The sequence below is a fragment of the Mesorhizobium sp. CA5 genome, assembly GCF_020165105.1.
Lineage (GTDB): Bacteria > Pseudomonadota > Alphaproteobacteria > Rhizobiales > Rhizobiaceae > Mesorhizobium.
This window is the reverse complement of record NZ_JAIUHJ010000002.1, coordinates 337,895-352,982: the sequence shown is the minus strand read 5'-3', so window position 1 is coordinate 352,982 and position 15,088 is coordinate 337,895. Positions and strand designations below refer to the sequence as shown.

Below are 15,088 nucleotides of genomic sequence, written 5' to 3'. Positions count from 1 at the left end.
ATACAGAAATCGATGGGCCCCGAGCGGCTCCCATCCTGAGGAATTTCATGCAGCCGGCCATCCGCAAGATCGTCACCTATACCGAGAACACCCTGATCGAGGGCGGCAAGACGGCCCCGCGGCCGCTGCGTCTGATCGGCGTCGCCGCGGTGCTCACCAACCCATGGGCAGGCCGCGGCTTCATCGAGGACCTCTCCCCCGAGATCCGCGCTTTCGCGCCGGTGCTCGGCGAAACGCTGACCAATGAGATTATCGGCGCGGCAGGCTCGGGCGAGGTCATCGAAGGCTACGGCAAGGCCGCCATTTGCGGCACGTCGGGTGAGGTCGAGCATGCGTCGGCGCTGATCCACACGCTGCATTTCGGCAATCACTATCGCCGGGCCGTCGGCGCCAAGACCTATCTCGCCTTCACCAATCTGCGTGGCGGTCCGAACACGCCGATCATGATCCCGCTGATGGACAAGAACGACGAAGGCCGCCGCTCGCATTACCTGACCGTGCATTTCCAGATCGGCGACGCGCCCGCGCCGGACGAGCTGGTGGTGGCGCTCGGCGCGTCCATCGGCGGCCGCCCGCATCACCGGATCGGCGACCGCTACCAGGACCTGAAGGAGCTCGGAGATCTGCATGGCTGACGCCGCGACGATCCGCAGCAAGGCGCCCGACGGCACCGGCTTCATCCGCGCCGGTTCGGGCGCGCCGGTCCTGCTCATCCACGGCGTCGGCATGGATGCCGCGATCTGGCAGCCCCAGATCGCCGCGATGCAGGACCGCTTCGACGTGATCGCCATCGACATACTCGGCCACGGTTCTTCGCCCCTGCCGCCGGAGAACGCCCGCCTGTCGGACTTCGCCGATCAGGCGATCCGCCTGCTTGATCATCTCGGCCTTGCCCGCGTCGCTGTCATCGGCCACTCGATGGGCGCGCTTGTCGCACAGGAAATCGCGCTTCGCGCCCCGTCGCGCATCAGCGCCATCGTCTGTCTCAACGCCGTCTTCCGTCGCCCGCCCGAGCTCGCGCAGGCGGTGCGCGAACGGGCGGCAGCGCTTGGCCGGCCCGGCGATCCGTCGGCCATCGCCGCCACGATCGCCCGCTGGTTCGGCAACCCGATTCCGCCGGCTCTTTCAGACGCGGCCGCGACGGCCCGCGCCGCGCTCGAAAGCGTCGACGCCGAAGGCTATGCCCGCACCTACCGCCTCTTTGCCAGCGCCGACACCGCGCACACCGATCACCTGGCCGACCTTGCCGCACCCGCGCTGTTCATGACCGGCTCGGAGGATCGCAACTCGACACCCGCCATGTCAGCGGCGATGGCGCGGCTTGCGCCGGCGGGGCGGTGCTTGGTGCTGAATGGCGAAAAGCACATGATGACAATCGCTTCGCCGCAAAAAGTGACTCAACGGATAATGAACTTTCTCGACGAGGCGTCGAGTGCTTCCGCAGGCGCGGAGGCCGGTCCCGCATTCGACGCCATGGAATTTCGACGCGCGCTCGGCTCCTTCCTGACCGGCGTCACCATCGTCACCACGATCGACGAGGCTGGCGATGCGCGCGGCTTCACCGCCAACTCCTTCACCTCCGTCTCGCTCGACCCGCCACTGGTGCTGGTCTGCATTGCCAAGAAGGCGCTGGGGCATCAGGCCTTCTCGACTTCGAGAGGCTTTGCCATCAACGTCCTGTCGGAAGCCCAGAAAGCCGCATCCGGTGTCTTCGCCTCAAAGACCGCGGACAAATTCGCCTCCGTGGCATGGCAGCCCGGGCAGACCGGCAATCCGCTGATCGAGGGATCAGTTGCGGTGTTCGATTGCGGCATGGAGCAATTGGTCGATGCCGGTGACCATTCGATCCTCATCGGCCGCGTCCATGACTTCAGCCACAATGGTGCCCAGCCTCTCGGCTACTGCCGGGGCGCCTATGTCACGCCGGGGCTTAGCCAGGAGGCGCTGGCGGCGAGCGCTCCCCCCGGAACCGAGGTCGGCGCGATTCTCGAGAAAGAAGGCCGCGTCCTCTTCTTCGAGACTGCCGAGGGATCCTACCAATTGCCGGCCGGTCGCGGTCTCGGTGCCGCGAACGATGCCCGCAGCCTCAGGGGAAAACTTGCCGCCAAGGCGATTGATGCCGAGCTCGGCTTCCTTTACGCAGTGTGGGACGACGCGACGGACGCTGCCCGCACGCACGTCTACTATCGCGGGACGGTGGACGCCCCCGTCTCCGGCGACGGCCAGATCCGGTTTGTCGAGATCGAACGCATCGCCGAATTGAAGATCGCCGATCCAGCAGTGCGTTCGATGCTCGCCCGCTACGCGCGCGAGCGCGCCGAAGACACGTTCGGCGTCTATGTCGGCAACGAGGTGGAAGGCGAGGTCCGGCCGCTCGCAAGGCCGGCGCCGTCGACGCCAAGCCATTCCGGCCCAATCCATTCCGGCCAGCGGTGAGACCGATGAAATTTTCGCTTTTCGTCCATATGGAGCGCTCGGATCTCGCCAAGCCGCATTCCGAATTGCTTACGGAACTTGAAGAACTGGTGCTGCTGGCGGAGCAGGCCGGCTTCGAGACGGCCTGGATTGGCGAGCATCACGGGATGGAATTCACCATCTCGCCGAATCCCTTCATCAACATCGCCTATCTCGCCGCCAAGACGAAAACCATCCGTCTTGGCACCGGCACGATCATCGCGCCGTTCTGGCATCCGATCAAGCTCGCCGGCGAAGCGGCGATGGCCGATGTCATCACCGGCGGTCGGCTGGATCTGGGCATCGCGCGCGGCGCCTACAGCTATGAGTATCAGCGCGTCTTCCCGGGACTGGATGCGTGGGGCGCCGGCCAGCGCATGCGCGAGATCATACCGGCGATCCGCGGCCTCTGGGACGGCGATTACGAGCATTCCGGCGAGTTCTGGCAGTTCCCGCCGACGACCTCCTCGCCCAAGCCTTTGCAAAAACCCTACCCGCCGATCTGGGTGGCCGCGCGCGATCCGAACTCCCACGACTTCGCAGTGGCCAACCAATGCCAAGTCCAGGTGACGCCCCTGGCCTCCGGCGACGGCGAGGTCGCAAGCCTGATGGAACGCTTCAATGCCGCATGCCAGGCGCATCCGGACATAGCGCGGCCACAGATCATGCTCCTGATGCACACGTTCGTCGCCGAGGACGCCGCCGACGCCGACCGCCTGACCCAGGACCTCTCGCAGTTCTACTGCCAGTTCGGCGCCTGGTTCCAGAACAAGAAACCCGTCCGCCAGGGCGTTCTCGAGCAACTGACCGAGGATGAGATCGCGGCGATGCCCCAATACGCGCCCGACAAGATCCGGCAGAACCTCGTCATCGGCGAGGCCGACGAGGTGATCGCGAGGCTGAAGAGCTACGAGGCGCAAGGCTATGACCAGTACTCGATCTGGATCGACAGCGGCCTCTCGCATGAGCGCAAGAAGAAGTCGCTGCGGCTGTTCATCGACAAGGTGATGCCGGCCTTCCAGGAGATGGGGTCGCGATGAGCAGCACCGCCTTCAGGAACTACATAGACGGCCAGTTCGCCGAGGCGTCCTCCACTTTCGACAGCATCGATCCGTCGACGGGCCTGCCCTGGGCGACGATGCCCGCCGCTTCCGTTGCCGATGTCGACCGCGCGGTGGAGGCCGCGCACCGGGCGTTGCGCTCCGGCCCATGGTCGACGCTGACCGCAACGGCGCGTGGAAAACTGCTGGTGAATCTCGGCGATCTCGTCGCCGCCAATGCCGGCCGTCTCGCCGAGCTTGAAACGCGCGACACCGGCAAGATCATCCGCGAGACGCGCGCACAGATCGCCTATGTCGGCGATTACTACCGCTATTATGGCGGACTGGCCGACAAGCACGAAGGTGCCTTCATCCCGATCGACAAGGCTGACATGGAAGTGACGGTGCGGCCCGCGCCGATCGGCGTCGTTGCCGCCGTCGTACCCTGGAACTCGCAACTCTTCCTGTCGGCGGTCAAGCTCGGCCCGGCGCTGGCCGCCGGCTGCACCGTCGTGCTCAAGGCCTCCGAGGATGGGCCGGCGCCGCTGCTCGCTTTCGCGGAGTTGGTTAGCGAAGCCGGCTTTCCAGCCGGCGCGGTCAACATCCTCACCGGCTTCGGCCATGATTGCGGACACCGCCTGACCAGCCATCCGCTCGTCGCCCGTGTCGCCTTCACCGGCGGCCCTTCGACCGCCCGGCGGATCGTCGCCAACACCGCCGACAATCTCGCTTACACCACGCTCGAGCTCGGTGGCAAAAGCCCGGTCGTCGTCTTCGCCGACGCCGATCTCGACAGCGCCGCCAATGCGGTCGTCGCCGGCATCTTCGCGGCTACCGGCCAGAGCTGCGTCGCGGGCTCGCGGCTGCTGGTCGAGCGCTCGGTCAAGGACGAATTCCTCGCGCGGCTGAAGCGCAAGGCGGAAGCCATCGTCATCGGCGACCCGCAGGATCCCGCAACCGAGATGGGTCCGCTGGCGACCGCGCGCCAGCGCGAAAGGATCGAGGCAATCGTGGCGGAGAGCGTGGCAGCAGGCGGCCGACTGGTCACCGGCGGCGCGCGGCCGAAGGGCAAGACTGACGGATACTACTACGCGCCGACCATCATAGAGGCGCAGGACCAGGCTCTCGCCTGCGTGCGCGAAGAGCTGTTCGGTCCGGTGCTGAGCGTGCTTGCCTTCGACAGCGAGGCTGAAGCGCTGGCTTTGGCCAACGACACGCAATTCGGGCTCGCCTCCGGCGTCTTCACCTCGAATCTCGCCAAGGCGCATCGCATGGCCCGCGGCGTCCATGCCGGCGTCGTCTGGGTCAACACCTACCGGGCCGTCTCGCCGCTGGTCCCCTTCGGCGGCTACGGCCTTTCGGGTCTCGGTCGCGAAGGCGGCATCGACGCCATCCGCGATTACACGCGCTCGAAATCGGTGTGGATACGCACCTCCGACGACCCGATCCCCGATCCGTTCGTCATGCGCTGAGAAGGCATGGCGAGGTGCAGACAAGAACAAGAAACGGAACAACCAATCAGAGGAGAACGACATGAAACTGATTTTCGCCGGCATCCTTGCCGGACTGATGGCGACCACGGCCGCGAAGGCCGATGAAATGGTGTTCACCAGCTGGGGCGGGACGACGCAGGAAGCCCAGACCAAATCCTGGGCCGAGCCTTTCACCGCCTCTTCGGGCATCAAGGTGCTGCAGGACGGACCGACCGACTACGGCAAGCTGAAGGCGATGGTCGACGCCAAGAACGTCACCTGGGACGTCGTCGACGTCGAGATGGATTTCGCCATCAAGGCGGCCAAGGACGGGTTGCTCGAGCCGATCGACTTCGCCGTCGTGCCGAAGGCCGATCTCGACCCCCGCTTCAGCAATGAGAACGCCGTCGGCAGCTTTTACTATTCCTTCGTGCTCGCCTGGAACAAGGGCGCCGTCTCCGGTGAGCCGGCAAGCTGGGCGGACATGTTCGACACCAAGAAGTTTCCGGGCAAGCGCACCTTTTACAAATGGTCGGCGCCGGGCGTGATCGAGATCGCGCTGCTCGCCGACGGCGTGCCGGCCGACAAGCTCTATCCGCTCGACCTCGACCGCGCCTTCAAGAAGCTCGACACCATCAAGTCGGACATCGTCTGGTGGGGCGGCGGCGCCGAATCGCAGCAGCTGATCGCCTCCGGCGAGGCCGCCTTCGGCCAGCTCTGGAACGGCCGCGTCTTCGCGCTCGAGAAGGACGGCGCCGATGTCGGCGTGTCCTGGAACCAGAACCTCACCGCCGCCGACGTCCTAGTGGTGCCGAAGGGCGCCAAGAACAAGGACGGCGCCATGAAGTTCCTCGCCGCCGCGACCAGCCCGACCGGCCAGGCGAAATTTGCCGAGGCGAGCGGCTACGCGCCGATCAATACCAAGGCCAAGGCCGAAATGCCCGCCGACGTGGTCAAGGGCTTGCCCGACGCGCATGTCGACGGACAGATCAATCTCGACATGAACTACTGGGCCGAGCATCGCGACGAGATCGCCACACGCTGGTACGCCTGGCAGGCAAAGTAGACGCCGTCCTTTCGTGACAAGGATCGGGACGGCGCTCGCCGTCCCGATCCCAATCCGGGATTACCGTCATGTCGGTGGAAGCACAGCAAGGGGTCGCAAGCCCTCGAATACCGGCAGGCCTCGGCGGCCTGCTTCCGGCGTTGATCCTGATCGGGCTCTTTTTCGGAGTGCCGGTGCTGGCGCTCCTGCTGCGCAGTGTCACCGACCCCGCTCCGGGCCTGCAGAACTATGCGGCGTTGCTTGGCGACGGCACATACGCGCGCGTCTTCTTCAACACTTTCCTCGTCGCCTTCGTCGTCACCCTCGTCACCGTGGTCGTCGCTTTTCCGGTTGCCTGGATGCTGGCGATCATGCCGCCGGCGCTCGCCTCGATCCTGTTCGGCATCATCATCCTTTCGATGTGGACGAACCTCTTGACCCGCACCTATGCTTGGATGGTGCTGTTGCAGCGCACCGGCGTCATCAACCGGGCGCTGATGGGGGCCGGCATCATCGACCAGCCGCTGCCGCTCATCAACAATCTCACCGGCGTCACCATCGGCATGGTCTACATCATGCTGCCCTTCATGATCCTGCCGCTGGTCGGCACCTTGCGCGCCATCGATCCGATGACTTTGCGCGCAGCCGCCCTTTGTGGTGCCAGCCCGCTCGCCGCCTTCAGGCGCATCCTGTTGCCGCTGTCTCTGCCCGGCATCGCCGCCGGCGGCCTGATGGTCTTCGTCATGTCGCTCGGCTATTTCGTCACGCCGGCGCTGCTCGGCGGCACGTCGAACATGATGCTCGCTGAAATGATCGCGCAGATGATCCAGTCACTGCTCAACTGGGGCCTGGGGAGTGCTGCCGCCTTCATCCTGCTCGTCGTCACCATGGCGCTTTATGCATTGCAACTGCGCCTGGTCGGGTCAAAACGCGCGGCGGGAGGCACCTGAGATGCTGCTCGACTACGACCGCCTCGGCTGGTTGAAGGCAGCACTGCTCGCCTTCACCGCGCTGGTCGCCGCCTTCCTGCTGCTGCCCGTGGTGTTCATCGTGCTGCTGTCCTTCGGCTCGTCACGCTGGCTTGCCTTCCCGCCGCCCGGCTGGACATTGAAATGGTATCACGAACTGTTTGCAGATCCGTCGTGGATCGAGGCCGCGCTGACGAGCGCCCGCATCGCCACGATGACCGCTATCCTGGCCGTCACCATCGGCCTGCTCGCCTCCTTCGCGCTGGTCCGCGGCACGTTCCGCGGCCGCGAAGTCCTGCGCGGGCTGCTGCTCACGCCAATGGTGCTGCCGGTTGTCGTTTTCGCCATCGCCATCTACGCCTTCTTCCTGCGGCTTGGCCTCGGCGGCACCACCATCGGCTTCGTCGTCGCCCACACCGTATTGGCGCTGCCCTTCGCGATCATTCCGATCGCGACCGCTCTGGAAGGCTTCGACAAGTCGATCGAGGATGCGGCCATCGTCTGCGGCGCCAGCCCGCTGCAGGCCAAGCTCAGGATCACTCTGCCGTCGATCCGCATCGGCATCTTCTCCGCCGCGATCTTTTCCTTCCTCGCTTCATGGGACGAGGTGGTGGTGGCGATCTTCATGGCGAGCCCCACTTTGCAGACCTTGCCGGTCAAGATCTGGGGGAGTCTCCGCTCCGACCTCACCCCCGTCATCGCCGCCGCCTCCAGTCTGCTGGTCGCGCTCACGCTGGCCCTGATGATCGTGACGGCACTCTTGCGCCGAAAGCTGCAGACATGACCCAACCCTTTCTCTCGATCCGCAAATTGCGCAAGGCGTTCGGTGCCTTCACCGCCGTTCATGATTTGACGCTGGATATTCCGAAGGGCGAATTCCTGACCTTCCTCGGGCCGTCCGGTTCCGGCAAGTCGACCACGCTCTATGCCATCGCCGGCTTCCAGGATCCGACCTCCGGCGACGTGCTGCTGCAGGGCAAGTCGCTGCTTTCAGTGCCTTCGCACAAGCGCAACATCGGCATGGTTTTTCAGCGCTACACGCTGTTCCCGCATCTGAGCGTCGCCGAAAACGTCGCCTTCCCGCTTCGCGTCCGCCGCCGGCCTGAGACCGAGGTCAGGCGCAAGGTCGCCGACATGCTCTCCCTGGTGCGGCTGGAAAGCTTCGCCGAGCGTCTGCCCGCGGCTCTCTCGGGCGGTCAGCAGCAGCGCGTCGCGCTTGCCCGTGCGCTGGCGTATGATCCGCCGATCCTGCTGATGGACGAACCATTGTCGGCACTGGACAAGAAGCTGCGCGAGGAGATCCAGGCCGAGATCCGACGCATCCATCGCGAAACCGGCGTCACCATCCTTTACGTCACCCACGATCAGGAAGAAGCGCTGCATCTGTCGGACCGCATCGCCCTCTTCAGGGATGGCCGCATCGAACAGATCGGCACCGGCGAAGACCTCTACCTTAGACCCGCAACCGATTTTGTTGCCGGCTTTATCGGCAACTCGAATTTCCTCGCCGCCGAGCATCTGGAAACGGTGGGCGGCGCCTCGACCATTCGCCTCGCCGACGGCGCGCTTGTCTCCGGCATAAATGCCAATGGCAGCTTCGCGCCCGGACAGAAAACCAGGCTGATGATCAGGCCCGAAGCATTTCGCCTGGAGCGCTCGCCGAACAATGCGGAGCTTTCGGTCGAGATCGTCGATGTCGCCTTCTACGGCGAGCGCCGGCGTATTGTCGCGCGCACGAGCGCTGGACAGGAAATCGACATCCGGCCGACATCTTCGGCAGCGGCAACGCATGATGCCTCGCTGGGCAGGCGGCAGATATTCTTCGATCCTGCCGGCGCCTTCCTATTTCCTGCCTCGAGCAAAACCCCGGGCAAGGAGGTGACGTATTAACGGTCCCGATCAAAGTTGAACGCCCGGGCGAGCGTGCGCGAGTCGAAGAAGACCGACAAGGACGGGATCATCGCCATGATCCGGGCCTGCAGCAGCAGCTGTGGAGCACCTTTTGCCGATTTAGGCGACGAGGTTGCGGCTCACCGTTGGTGCGACCGGCTCGCCGAAATTGGCTTCTAGCCAGGCGATCGCGCTTGCAACATCCTCGATGACGAAGCGGGCAGCCGTCTCGTCCTGCGGCTTCACGCGGATCGAGATTCCGCCCGCGGCATTGACCGTTTCGAAGCCGTTCTCGTCGGACGTGTCGTCGCCAAGGAACACAGGACGCCTGCCGCTGAACGGACCAGTCTGCATGAAGCGCCGGATCGCAGCGCCCTTGGCGGCCTCGAGCGGCATCAGCTCGACGCCGGCATTGCCGGCGATCACACGGTAGCCTTTGGGCAGGCGCTGAAGCGCTGCCTCGACCAGTTCCGTCGCCCGTGCCAGAAGCTGGGGCGCTGCTCTCGTATGGATGGCGAGCACAGGTCCCTTGCGCTCGACATAGACGGCCTTGCTTGCCAGCTCCAGTTCGATCTCGTCGGCGAGCGCCGCCATGTCCGCCGGCTCGTCGGCGGCCTCGATCCGGCCATCCGGCGCAAGCCTGTGCTCCAGCCCATAGAGACCGGCGATCCTGAGCTTCAAGGGATTGAACAGATGGTCCACTGCCGCGATCGAGCGGCCGGTGATGAAGGCGAGCGCTCCGTCCAGCCGCCGTTCGATCGTCTGCAGCAATTGCCGCAACTCGGCGCTGACCGACACGCCGTCGGGATGCGCCGCGTGCTCCAGCAAGGTGCCGTCGATGTCGAGGAAAAGCGCCCACCGGCCTTCGGGAAGCGGCGGGGTAAGGTCTGCTTGACTATTCATCGGAATCCGACTGCCTGCTTGCGTTCGAACATGGAAACGACATTGTCGCCGGTGGGACTTGCCGGCCGGTCGTATAGGGCCGTGACCCGGTCGAGGTCGCCGCGCTTCCTGAGCCGCGCCGCGTCGAGCAGCATGCTGCCGGCCCAGCGATAGACATTGTTGTCGCGCACGATGTCGCGCATGCGCCGCATGCGCTCGTGCTGCTCGTCCGGCCCCATGGTCATCGCCTGCAGCATCGCCTCGCTCATCATCGCCGCGTCGTACGGATTGACGATCAGCGCCTCCAGCAATTCGCGCGAGGCGCCCGCGAAGGTGCTGAGCAGCAGCACGCCCTGCTCGTCGTCGCGCGACGCCACGAACTCCTTGGCGACGAGATTCATGCCGTCATGCAGGCTGGTGACGAGGCAGATGTCCGCGGCGCGATAAAGCTCATAGACCGCGGCTTGCGAATGGTGCTCGGCCACCATGACGACCGGCTGATAGGATTTGTTGCCGTAGCGCTGGTTGAGCTCGTCGGCATAGCGCAGGCATTCTTCGTGAAGCTGCTTGTAGGCAGGCAGCGTGCCCCGGCTTGGTGCAGCGATCTGCAGGAATACGACGTTACCGATCGTTTCTGGATGACGGATGAACAGTTCCTCAAGCGCATGGAAGCGATCGAGGATGCCTTTGGTGTAGTCGAGGCGTTCCACGCCGACGCAAAGCTTGGCGCCAGCTGGAATTCTGAACCGCTTGCGCACGCGCGCCCGGCACTCCTCGACGCTCGGAAGAGTTTTCAGCAGCTCGACCGGCCACTCGATCGAGATCGGATAGGAATGCACGAGCGTCACCTGGCCGCCATAGGAAATGGCCGCGTCGGCTCGCTCGATCCGGCTTTCCATGAAACGATCGACGCTTTCGGTGAAGTTGTTGGCGTGGAACTGGGTGTGGAAGCCCACGATCGAGCTGCCGAGCAGGCCGTCGAGGATACGCTCGCGCCACGGGCAGATGCTGAACACTTCCGAGTTCGGCCACGGTATGTGCCAGAAGGTGATGACGATCGCCTCCGGCAGGCGCTCGCGGATCATGCGCGGCAGAAGCGCAAAGTGATAGTCCTGGACCAGCACGATCGGCCGCTCGTTGCGCGCTTCGGCAACCACCGTCTCCGCGAATTTACGGTTGACGGCCTCATAGGCCTCCCAATCGGATTCGCGGAAGATCGGGCGCGTGAACGCGATATGGCAGAGCGGCCACAGGCCCTCATTGGCGAAGCCAAGATAATAGCCCTGATATTCGTCGTCGCTCAGCCAGACGCGGCGCAGCGTGTAGGAAGGATTGCCGGGCGGCACTTGCACGCGGTCGTTCCTGTCCACCACCGTCCGGTCGGCAGTGCCGCCGCCATAGGCGATCCAGGTGCCGGCGCAAGCGCGCGTGATCGGTTCCAGCGCCGAGACCAGTCCGCTCGCCGGCACGACAAGCTCGACGTCGCCGTTCCTGGTTTCGTTGTGGATATAAGGCTCGCGATTGGAGACGATGATGACCTGCGCATCCGGCAACTCGTCAGCGAGGATCTTGCGCAACGTCTCCGGCGACCATGTGACCAGGGCCGCGTCGACCGATTGCCCGTTCTTTTCGAATTCGCGCAGCACCTTGCGCGCGGCCTCTGTGGCGAAGTCGTCGCCGGGGCCTGCCACAGCCGAAATCCTCGGGTGATTGCGACGGTACCGGGATATCGAAACGAAAATGGCAAATGCGGAAAGTCCAAGGCTTGCGAGAATAAGGACCAGTAACAGAACGCTGTATTGTGTCATTGAAATGCCAGGCTGCCTCCGGCTGTCCGCTCATTATTTTCGTTCTTGCCGGCTGCGGACGGCAGACCGGTCCACCTGTGCAACGCACAAGCCGGCCCTGGGTTCCGACATTTTTCGATTGGTGAACGCGGGCTTGCGACGCCTTCTTCTAAGTCCGCACGATAAGCGGCACCTGGCCTTCATGACGATCGGAAAGGAAGGCGGCGACACGGTCGCCGACCCGCTGGAAGGTCACGTCGACGACCTTATCCCCGACACTCAGATGCCGGAGCATCAGGGTGTCGATACCGATCGGCAGCCTCGGGCGCGTGACATGCAATTCGCCTTTCCAGCCATCGATTTCCAGGCCCAGACAGGCCTGCATCAGCATGAAGGTTGAGCCTGCCGACCAGGCTTGCGGCAGGCAGGCCACCGGATAGGCGATCGGCGCTTCGCCCGGCGCCCGGGCGAAACCGCAGAACAATTCAGGCAGCCGCATATTGAAATGCACGGCCGATTCGAAAGTGCCGCTCATCAGCCGCACAACGCTGTCGCGTTCGCCGTAGCGCGCGAGGCCCACGCCGCAAAGCGCGGTGTCGTGCGGCCAAATCGAGCCGTTGTGGTAGGACATCGGGTTGAAGAACACCGCATCGTCGGCGAGCGTCCGCAGCCCCCAGCCGGAATGGAAGGCGGCCGACAGCAGCTGCTCGGCGACCAGCTTGGCGCGGTCGGGCTGCGGCAGCCCGACGAAAAGCAGGTGCCCGGCATTTGTCGTTCGAACCTTGCAGGGCTGGCCCTCGCCATCGATGGCCAAGGCGTAGAAATTCAGGTCGTCCAGCCAGAAATCGCGTTCCACGGCGATCCGCATTTCCTCGGCGCGGCCCTCCCAGTGCTCGGCGTCGGCGAATTCGCCGCGGCGGCGTGCGAGCGCCGCCATGCCGCGGAAGGCGGCAAAGACATAGCCCTGCACCTCGACCAGCGCGATCGGCCCCTTTGGGATGCGCCCATCGGCGTGGAAGACCGAATCGAAGCTGTCCTTCCACCCCTGGTTGGCGAGTCCGGACTCGGCGGCGCGCTGGTAGGTGACGAAACCGGTGGCGCGGCTCGCCTCCTCCGTCCAGTCGGCAGCGGCTTTCAGCGAAGGCCAAAGCTTGTCGATGAAGGCCATGTCGCCGGTGCGGTCGGCATAGGCGGAAGCCAGATGGATATAGAGCGGCGTGGTGTCTACGCCTCCGTAATAGCGGCCGAAAGGAAGCTCGCGCAGCGCCGCCATCTCGCCCTTGCGCGTCTCATGCATGATCTTGCCGGGCTGCGAATCCGAAAAGGGCGACGTTTCGGTCGCCTGGTGCTCGGCTAGAAAAGCAAGCACCCCGCGCGCCAGGCCGGGATTGAGCCAAAGCATCTGCAGGCTTGAGATCACGCCGTCGCGCCCGAATGCGGTCGAAAACCACGGGATGCCGGCATAGGGATAGGGGCCGGTCGGAAGCTCGGTGGTAAGCAGCGCCACGTCGGCGCGGGCGCGCTCGACCCAATCGTTGAACACGCGCCCCGAGCTGTGCACCGTGGCGCCGTGCCTGCGCTTGGCGCGCATGCCGAACCGCGCGCGCGCCGCCGCGGCGCGGAAGCGGTCGCGATCGGGCGGGTCGGCGATCGCGGGGCCGACCTCGACATAAAGCACTTTTCGACTGCGCTTGGTCACGGCGATGAGGAAATCGGCGCGATTGTCGCTCAACTGGTCTGGCGCCTGCGAAAAGGAGATTGCCGAAAGTCGCGGCAAGCCGTCCAGGCCGTCATAGCCGAGCAGGACCGTGGTCTTGTCGGTCTTGGCGATATGCGTGGTGCCCCGCTTCACCCGGGTCGAGCCGCGCACCTCGAACATGTCGCGAAAGTCGGCGGCGAAATGCAGCGACGCGGTTATGGTGGAATGCTCGCGGCTGTAGTTGGAAAGGGTGATGCGCTCGAACAGCCTGTCCTGCCAGATCAGCCTGACGCGCTCGATATGGATCGCGCCCTGCGGCATATCGCGGCCGGCAGCGCTTTGAATAGGCAGGTTGGTCAGGTTGGACGTGAACAGCACATTGTCCTGGCTGAGCGATGCACCGAGCAGCGACATCGGCCTGCCGCCGATGGTCAGCCGAAATTCGGACAGCACGCGCGTGTCGTCGCGGAAGAACCCGTCGCCCGAACCCCTGATGTCGCCATAGGCGTCGGCGACGGCGAAGCAGTCGCCCTGCTTGAGGGCAAAAAGCCGGTGCGGTTCTCGCGGCGCCGTCTCGTCGAGCGAGGAAAGGGCCACGGCAGGATCGAGCTTGCGCTCGTCGAGCTCCGTCATTCGTCACCTCCTCGGTTGCCCCACTCTAGAGCATGATGCCGAAAAGTGTGAGGCGGTTTTCGGACGACATCATGCTCTATCTCTTTGATTTGGAGCCGGATTCAGATCTCAGCTCGAACAGACCTGAAATCATCCGGCTCTAGGCAGTCGGTCAAGAGGCCCTGGCCTCCGGCATGCCGGTCAGCCGCATATAGGCAGAAAGGTAGTCGCGCGCCATTCTTGTCGCCGAGAACCTTTTCTCGAAGACCGCCCTCACCTGCCGCCGGTCGAGTTCGAGAAGCGCGGGCATCGATGCGACCGCATCGTCGACATTGTCGACGACGAAGCCGGTGATGCCATCGTCGACGATCTCTGGCAAGGCGCCCTGGTCCCAGGCGATCACCGGCGTGCCGCAGGCCATGGCCTCGATCGCGACGAGGCCGAACGGCTCCGGCCAGTCGATGGGGAACAGCAGGCCCGCCGCATTGCCGAGAAACCCGGCCTTCTCATCTTCGGTGATTTCGCCGACATAGTCGATGCGGTCGCCATCGATGAGCGCCTCGATGTTGTCGCGGAAATAGGCGCGGTCGTCGTCGCCGATCTTGGCCGCCAGCTTCAGCTTCAATCCGGACCGACGCGCGATCTCGATGGCGCGGTCCGGCCGCTTGTCGCGCGACAGGCGGCCGAGGAAGGCGAGATACGGCTCTTCCCCATGTGGTTCATAGGTCGGCCGGTAGGCATCGAGCGGCAGTCCGTGATGGATCGTGGCCAGCCAGTTCGCATCCGGCAAACCGCGCTTCTGGCTGTGCGAGATCGAGATCATCGGGAAACGCGGGAAACGCTTGTAGGCAGGCGCCAGGTCGACATAGTCGAGCCTGCCATGCGGCGTCGTCACCGTGCGACCCGCGATCTGCTCGAAGAACGGAAAATGCAGGAAATGGCTGAGATGGAAATGAATGACGTCGAATTCGCCGGCGCGTTCGCGCACATCGGCGAGCATCGCCAGATGCGCGGCGATTTCCGATTTCTTCGGCCGCGGATCGAGGCGTATCGCCTGGTCGCGGCCTGGCACCAGTCGCGCCGATGTCTCGCTGTCACCGCTCGCGAACAGCGTGACGTCATGCCCGAGCTCGACGAGTGCCTCGGTGATGTAGAAGACGATCCGTTCCGTGCCGCCGTAAAGTTTCGGCGGCACGGCTTCATAAAGCGGCGCGACATGGGCTATGCGCATCTGGTCCC

General features: G+C 64.6%; 12 protein-coding genes. 8 read left to right on the top strand and 4 right to left on the bottom strand.

What is annotated here, in order from left to right:
* Positions 1-47 precede the first annotated feature (47 nt).
* From LB529_RS04535 to LB529_RS04495, 8 genes are all read left to right on the top strand, one after another.
* Positions 48-635 carry an amino acid synthesis family protein gene (locus tag LB529_RS04535; protein WP_224625592.1) on the top strand — a complete coding sequence of 196 codons (588 nt, stop codon included), beginning with the start codon at positions 48-50 and terminating at the stop codon, positions 633-635.
* Positions 628-2,436 (top strand): alpha/beta fold hydrolase, encoded by a 1,809-nt coding sequence (locus LB529_RS29125; protein WP_318012543.1) that lies wholly within the window; start codon positions 628-630, stop codon positions 2,434-2,436. The genes LB529_RS04535 and LB529_RS29125 overlap by 8 nt, the downstream gene beginning before the upstream one ends.
* A 5-nt stretch (positions 2,437-2,441) precedes the next feature.
* Positions 2,442-3,494, top strand: a complete 1,053-nt coding sequence (locus tag LB529_RS04520; protein ID WP_224710354.1) for an LLM class flavin-dependent oxidoreductase — start codon at positions 2,442-2,444, stop codon at positions 3,492-3,494.
* Complete coding sequence (locus LB529_RS04515) at positions 3,491-4,966, top strand: aldehyde dehydrogenase (protein WP_224522939.1); 1,476 nt, start codon at positions 3,491-3,493, stop codon at positions 4,964-4,966. The genes LB529_RS04520 and LB529_RS04515 overlap by 4 nt, the downstream gene beginning before the upstream one ends.
* A gap of 61 nt (positions 4,967-5,027) precedes the next feature.
* A complete protein-coding gene (locus LB529_RS04510; protein WP_224522940.1) occupies positions 5,028-6,032 on the top strand; it encodes an ABC transporter substrate-binding protein in 1,005 nt (334 codons plus the stop codon).
* Positions 6,033-6,100: 68 nt separating this feature from the next.
* Positions 6,101-6,961 (top strand): ABC transporter permease, encoded by an 861-nt coding sequence (locus LB529_RS04505; protein ID WP_224522941.1) that lies wholly within the window; start codon positions 6,101-6,103, stop codon positions 6,959-6,961.
* Position 6,962: 1 nt separating this feature from the next.
* Positions 6,963-7,763 (top strand): ABC transporter permease, encoded by an 801-nt coding sequence (locus LB529_RS04500; protein ID WP_224522942.1) that lies wholly within the window; start codon positions 6,963-6,965, stop codon positions 7,761-7,763.
* Positions 7,760-8,869 carry an ABC transporter ATP-binding protein gene (locus tag LB529_RS04495; RefSeq protein ID WP_224522943.1) on the top strand — a complete coding sequence of 370 codons (1,110 nt, stop codon included), beginning with the start codon at positions 7,760-7,762 and terminating at the stop codon, positions 8,867-8,869. The genes LB529_RS04500 and LB529_RS04495 overlap by 4 nt, the downstream gene beginning before the upstream one ends.
* Before the next feature lie 120 nt (positions 8,870-8,989).
* On the opposite strand, the gene otsB is transcribed toward LB529_RS04495, so the two are convergent.
* From otsB to LB529_RS04475, 4 genes are all read right to left on the bottom strand, one after another.
* Entirely contained in the window at positions 8,990-9,772 is a 783-nt protein-coding gene (gene otsB / locus LB529_RS04490; RefSeq protein WP_224710353.1) for a trehalose-phosphatase, read from the bottom strand.
* Positions 9,769-11,559 (bottom strand): trehalose-6-phosphate synthase, encoded by a 1,791-nt coding sequence (locus tag LB529_RS04485; protein WP_224710352.1) that lies wholly within the window; start codon positions 11,557-11,559, stop codon positions 9,769-9,771. The genes otsB and LB529_RS04485 overlap by 4 nt, the downstream gene beginning before the upstream one ends.
* Before the next feature lie 148 nt (positions 11,560-11,707).
* Positions 11,708-13,870 (bottom strand): amylo-alpha-1,6-glucosidase, encoded by a 2,163-nt coding sequence (locus LB529_RS04480; protein WP_095769803.1) that lies wholly within the window; start codon positions 13,868-13,870, stop codon positions 11,708-11,710.
* Positions 13,871-14,021: 151 nt separating this feature from the next.
* The gene (locus LB529_RS04475) at positions 14,022-15,080 is read right to left on the bottom strand and encodes a glycosyltransferase family 4 protein (protein ID WP_224710351.1); all 1,059 of its coding nucleotides are present in this window, start codon (positions 15,078-15,080) and stop codon (positions 14,022-14,024) included.
* Positions 15,081-15,088 lie beyond the last annotated feature (8 nt).

What these genes read in the sequence shown, in the direction of transcription:
- LB529_RS04535 (WP_224625592.1), top strand. Translation starts at nt 48, where the DNA reads ATGCAGCCGGCCATCCGCAAGATCGTCACCTATACCGAGAACACCCTG.
- LB529_RS29125 (WP_318012543.1), top strand. Translation starts at nt 628, where the DNA reads ATGGCTGACGCCGCGACGATCCGCAGCAAGGCGCCCGACGGCACCGGC.
- LB529_RS04520 (WP_224710354.1), top strand. Translation starts at nt 2,442, where the DNA reads ATGAAATTTTCGCTTTTCGTCCATATGGAGCGCTCGGATCTCGCCAAG.
- LB529_RS04515 (WP_224522939.1), top strand. Translation starts at nt 3,491, where the DNA reads ATGAGCAGCACCGCCTTCAGGAACTACATAGACGGCCAGTTCGCCGAG.
- LB529_RS04510 (WP_224522940.1), top strand. Translation starts at nt 5,028, where the DNA reads ATGAAACTGATTTTCGCCGGCATCCTTGCCGGACTGATGGCGACCACG.
- LB529_RS04505 (WP_224522941.1), top strand. Translation starts at nt 6,101, where the DNA reads ATGTCGGTGGAAGCACAGCAAGGGGTCGCAAGCCCTCGAATACCGGCA.
- LB529_RS04500 (WP_224522942.1), top strand. Translation starts at nt 6,963, where the DNA reads ATGCTGCTCGACTACGACCGCCTCGGCTGGTTGAAGGCAGCACTGCTC.
- LB529_RS04495 (WP_224522943.1), top strand. Translation starts at nt 7,760, where the DNA reads ATGACCCAACCCTTTCTCTCGATCCGCAAATTGCGCAAGGCGTTCGGT.
- otsB (WP_224710353.1), bottom strand. Translation starts at nt 9,772, where the DNA reads ATGAATAGTCAAGCAGACCTTACCCCGCCGCTTCCCGAAGGCCGGTGG.
- LB529_RS04485 (WP_224710352.1), bottom strand. Translation starts at nt 11,559, where the DNA reads ATGACACAATACAGCGTTCTGTTACTGGTCCTTATTCTCGCAAGCCTT.
- LB529_RS04480 (WP_095769803.1), bottom strand. Translation starts at nt 13,870, where the DNA reads ATGACGGAGCTCGACGAGCGCAAGCTCGATCCTGCCGTGGCCCTTTCC.
- LB529_RS04475 (WP_224710351.1), bottom strand. Translation starts at nt 15,080, where the DNA reads ATGCGCATAGCCCATGTCGCGCCGCTTTATGAAGCCGTGCCGCCGAAA.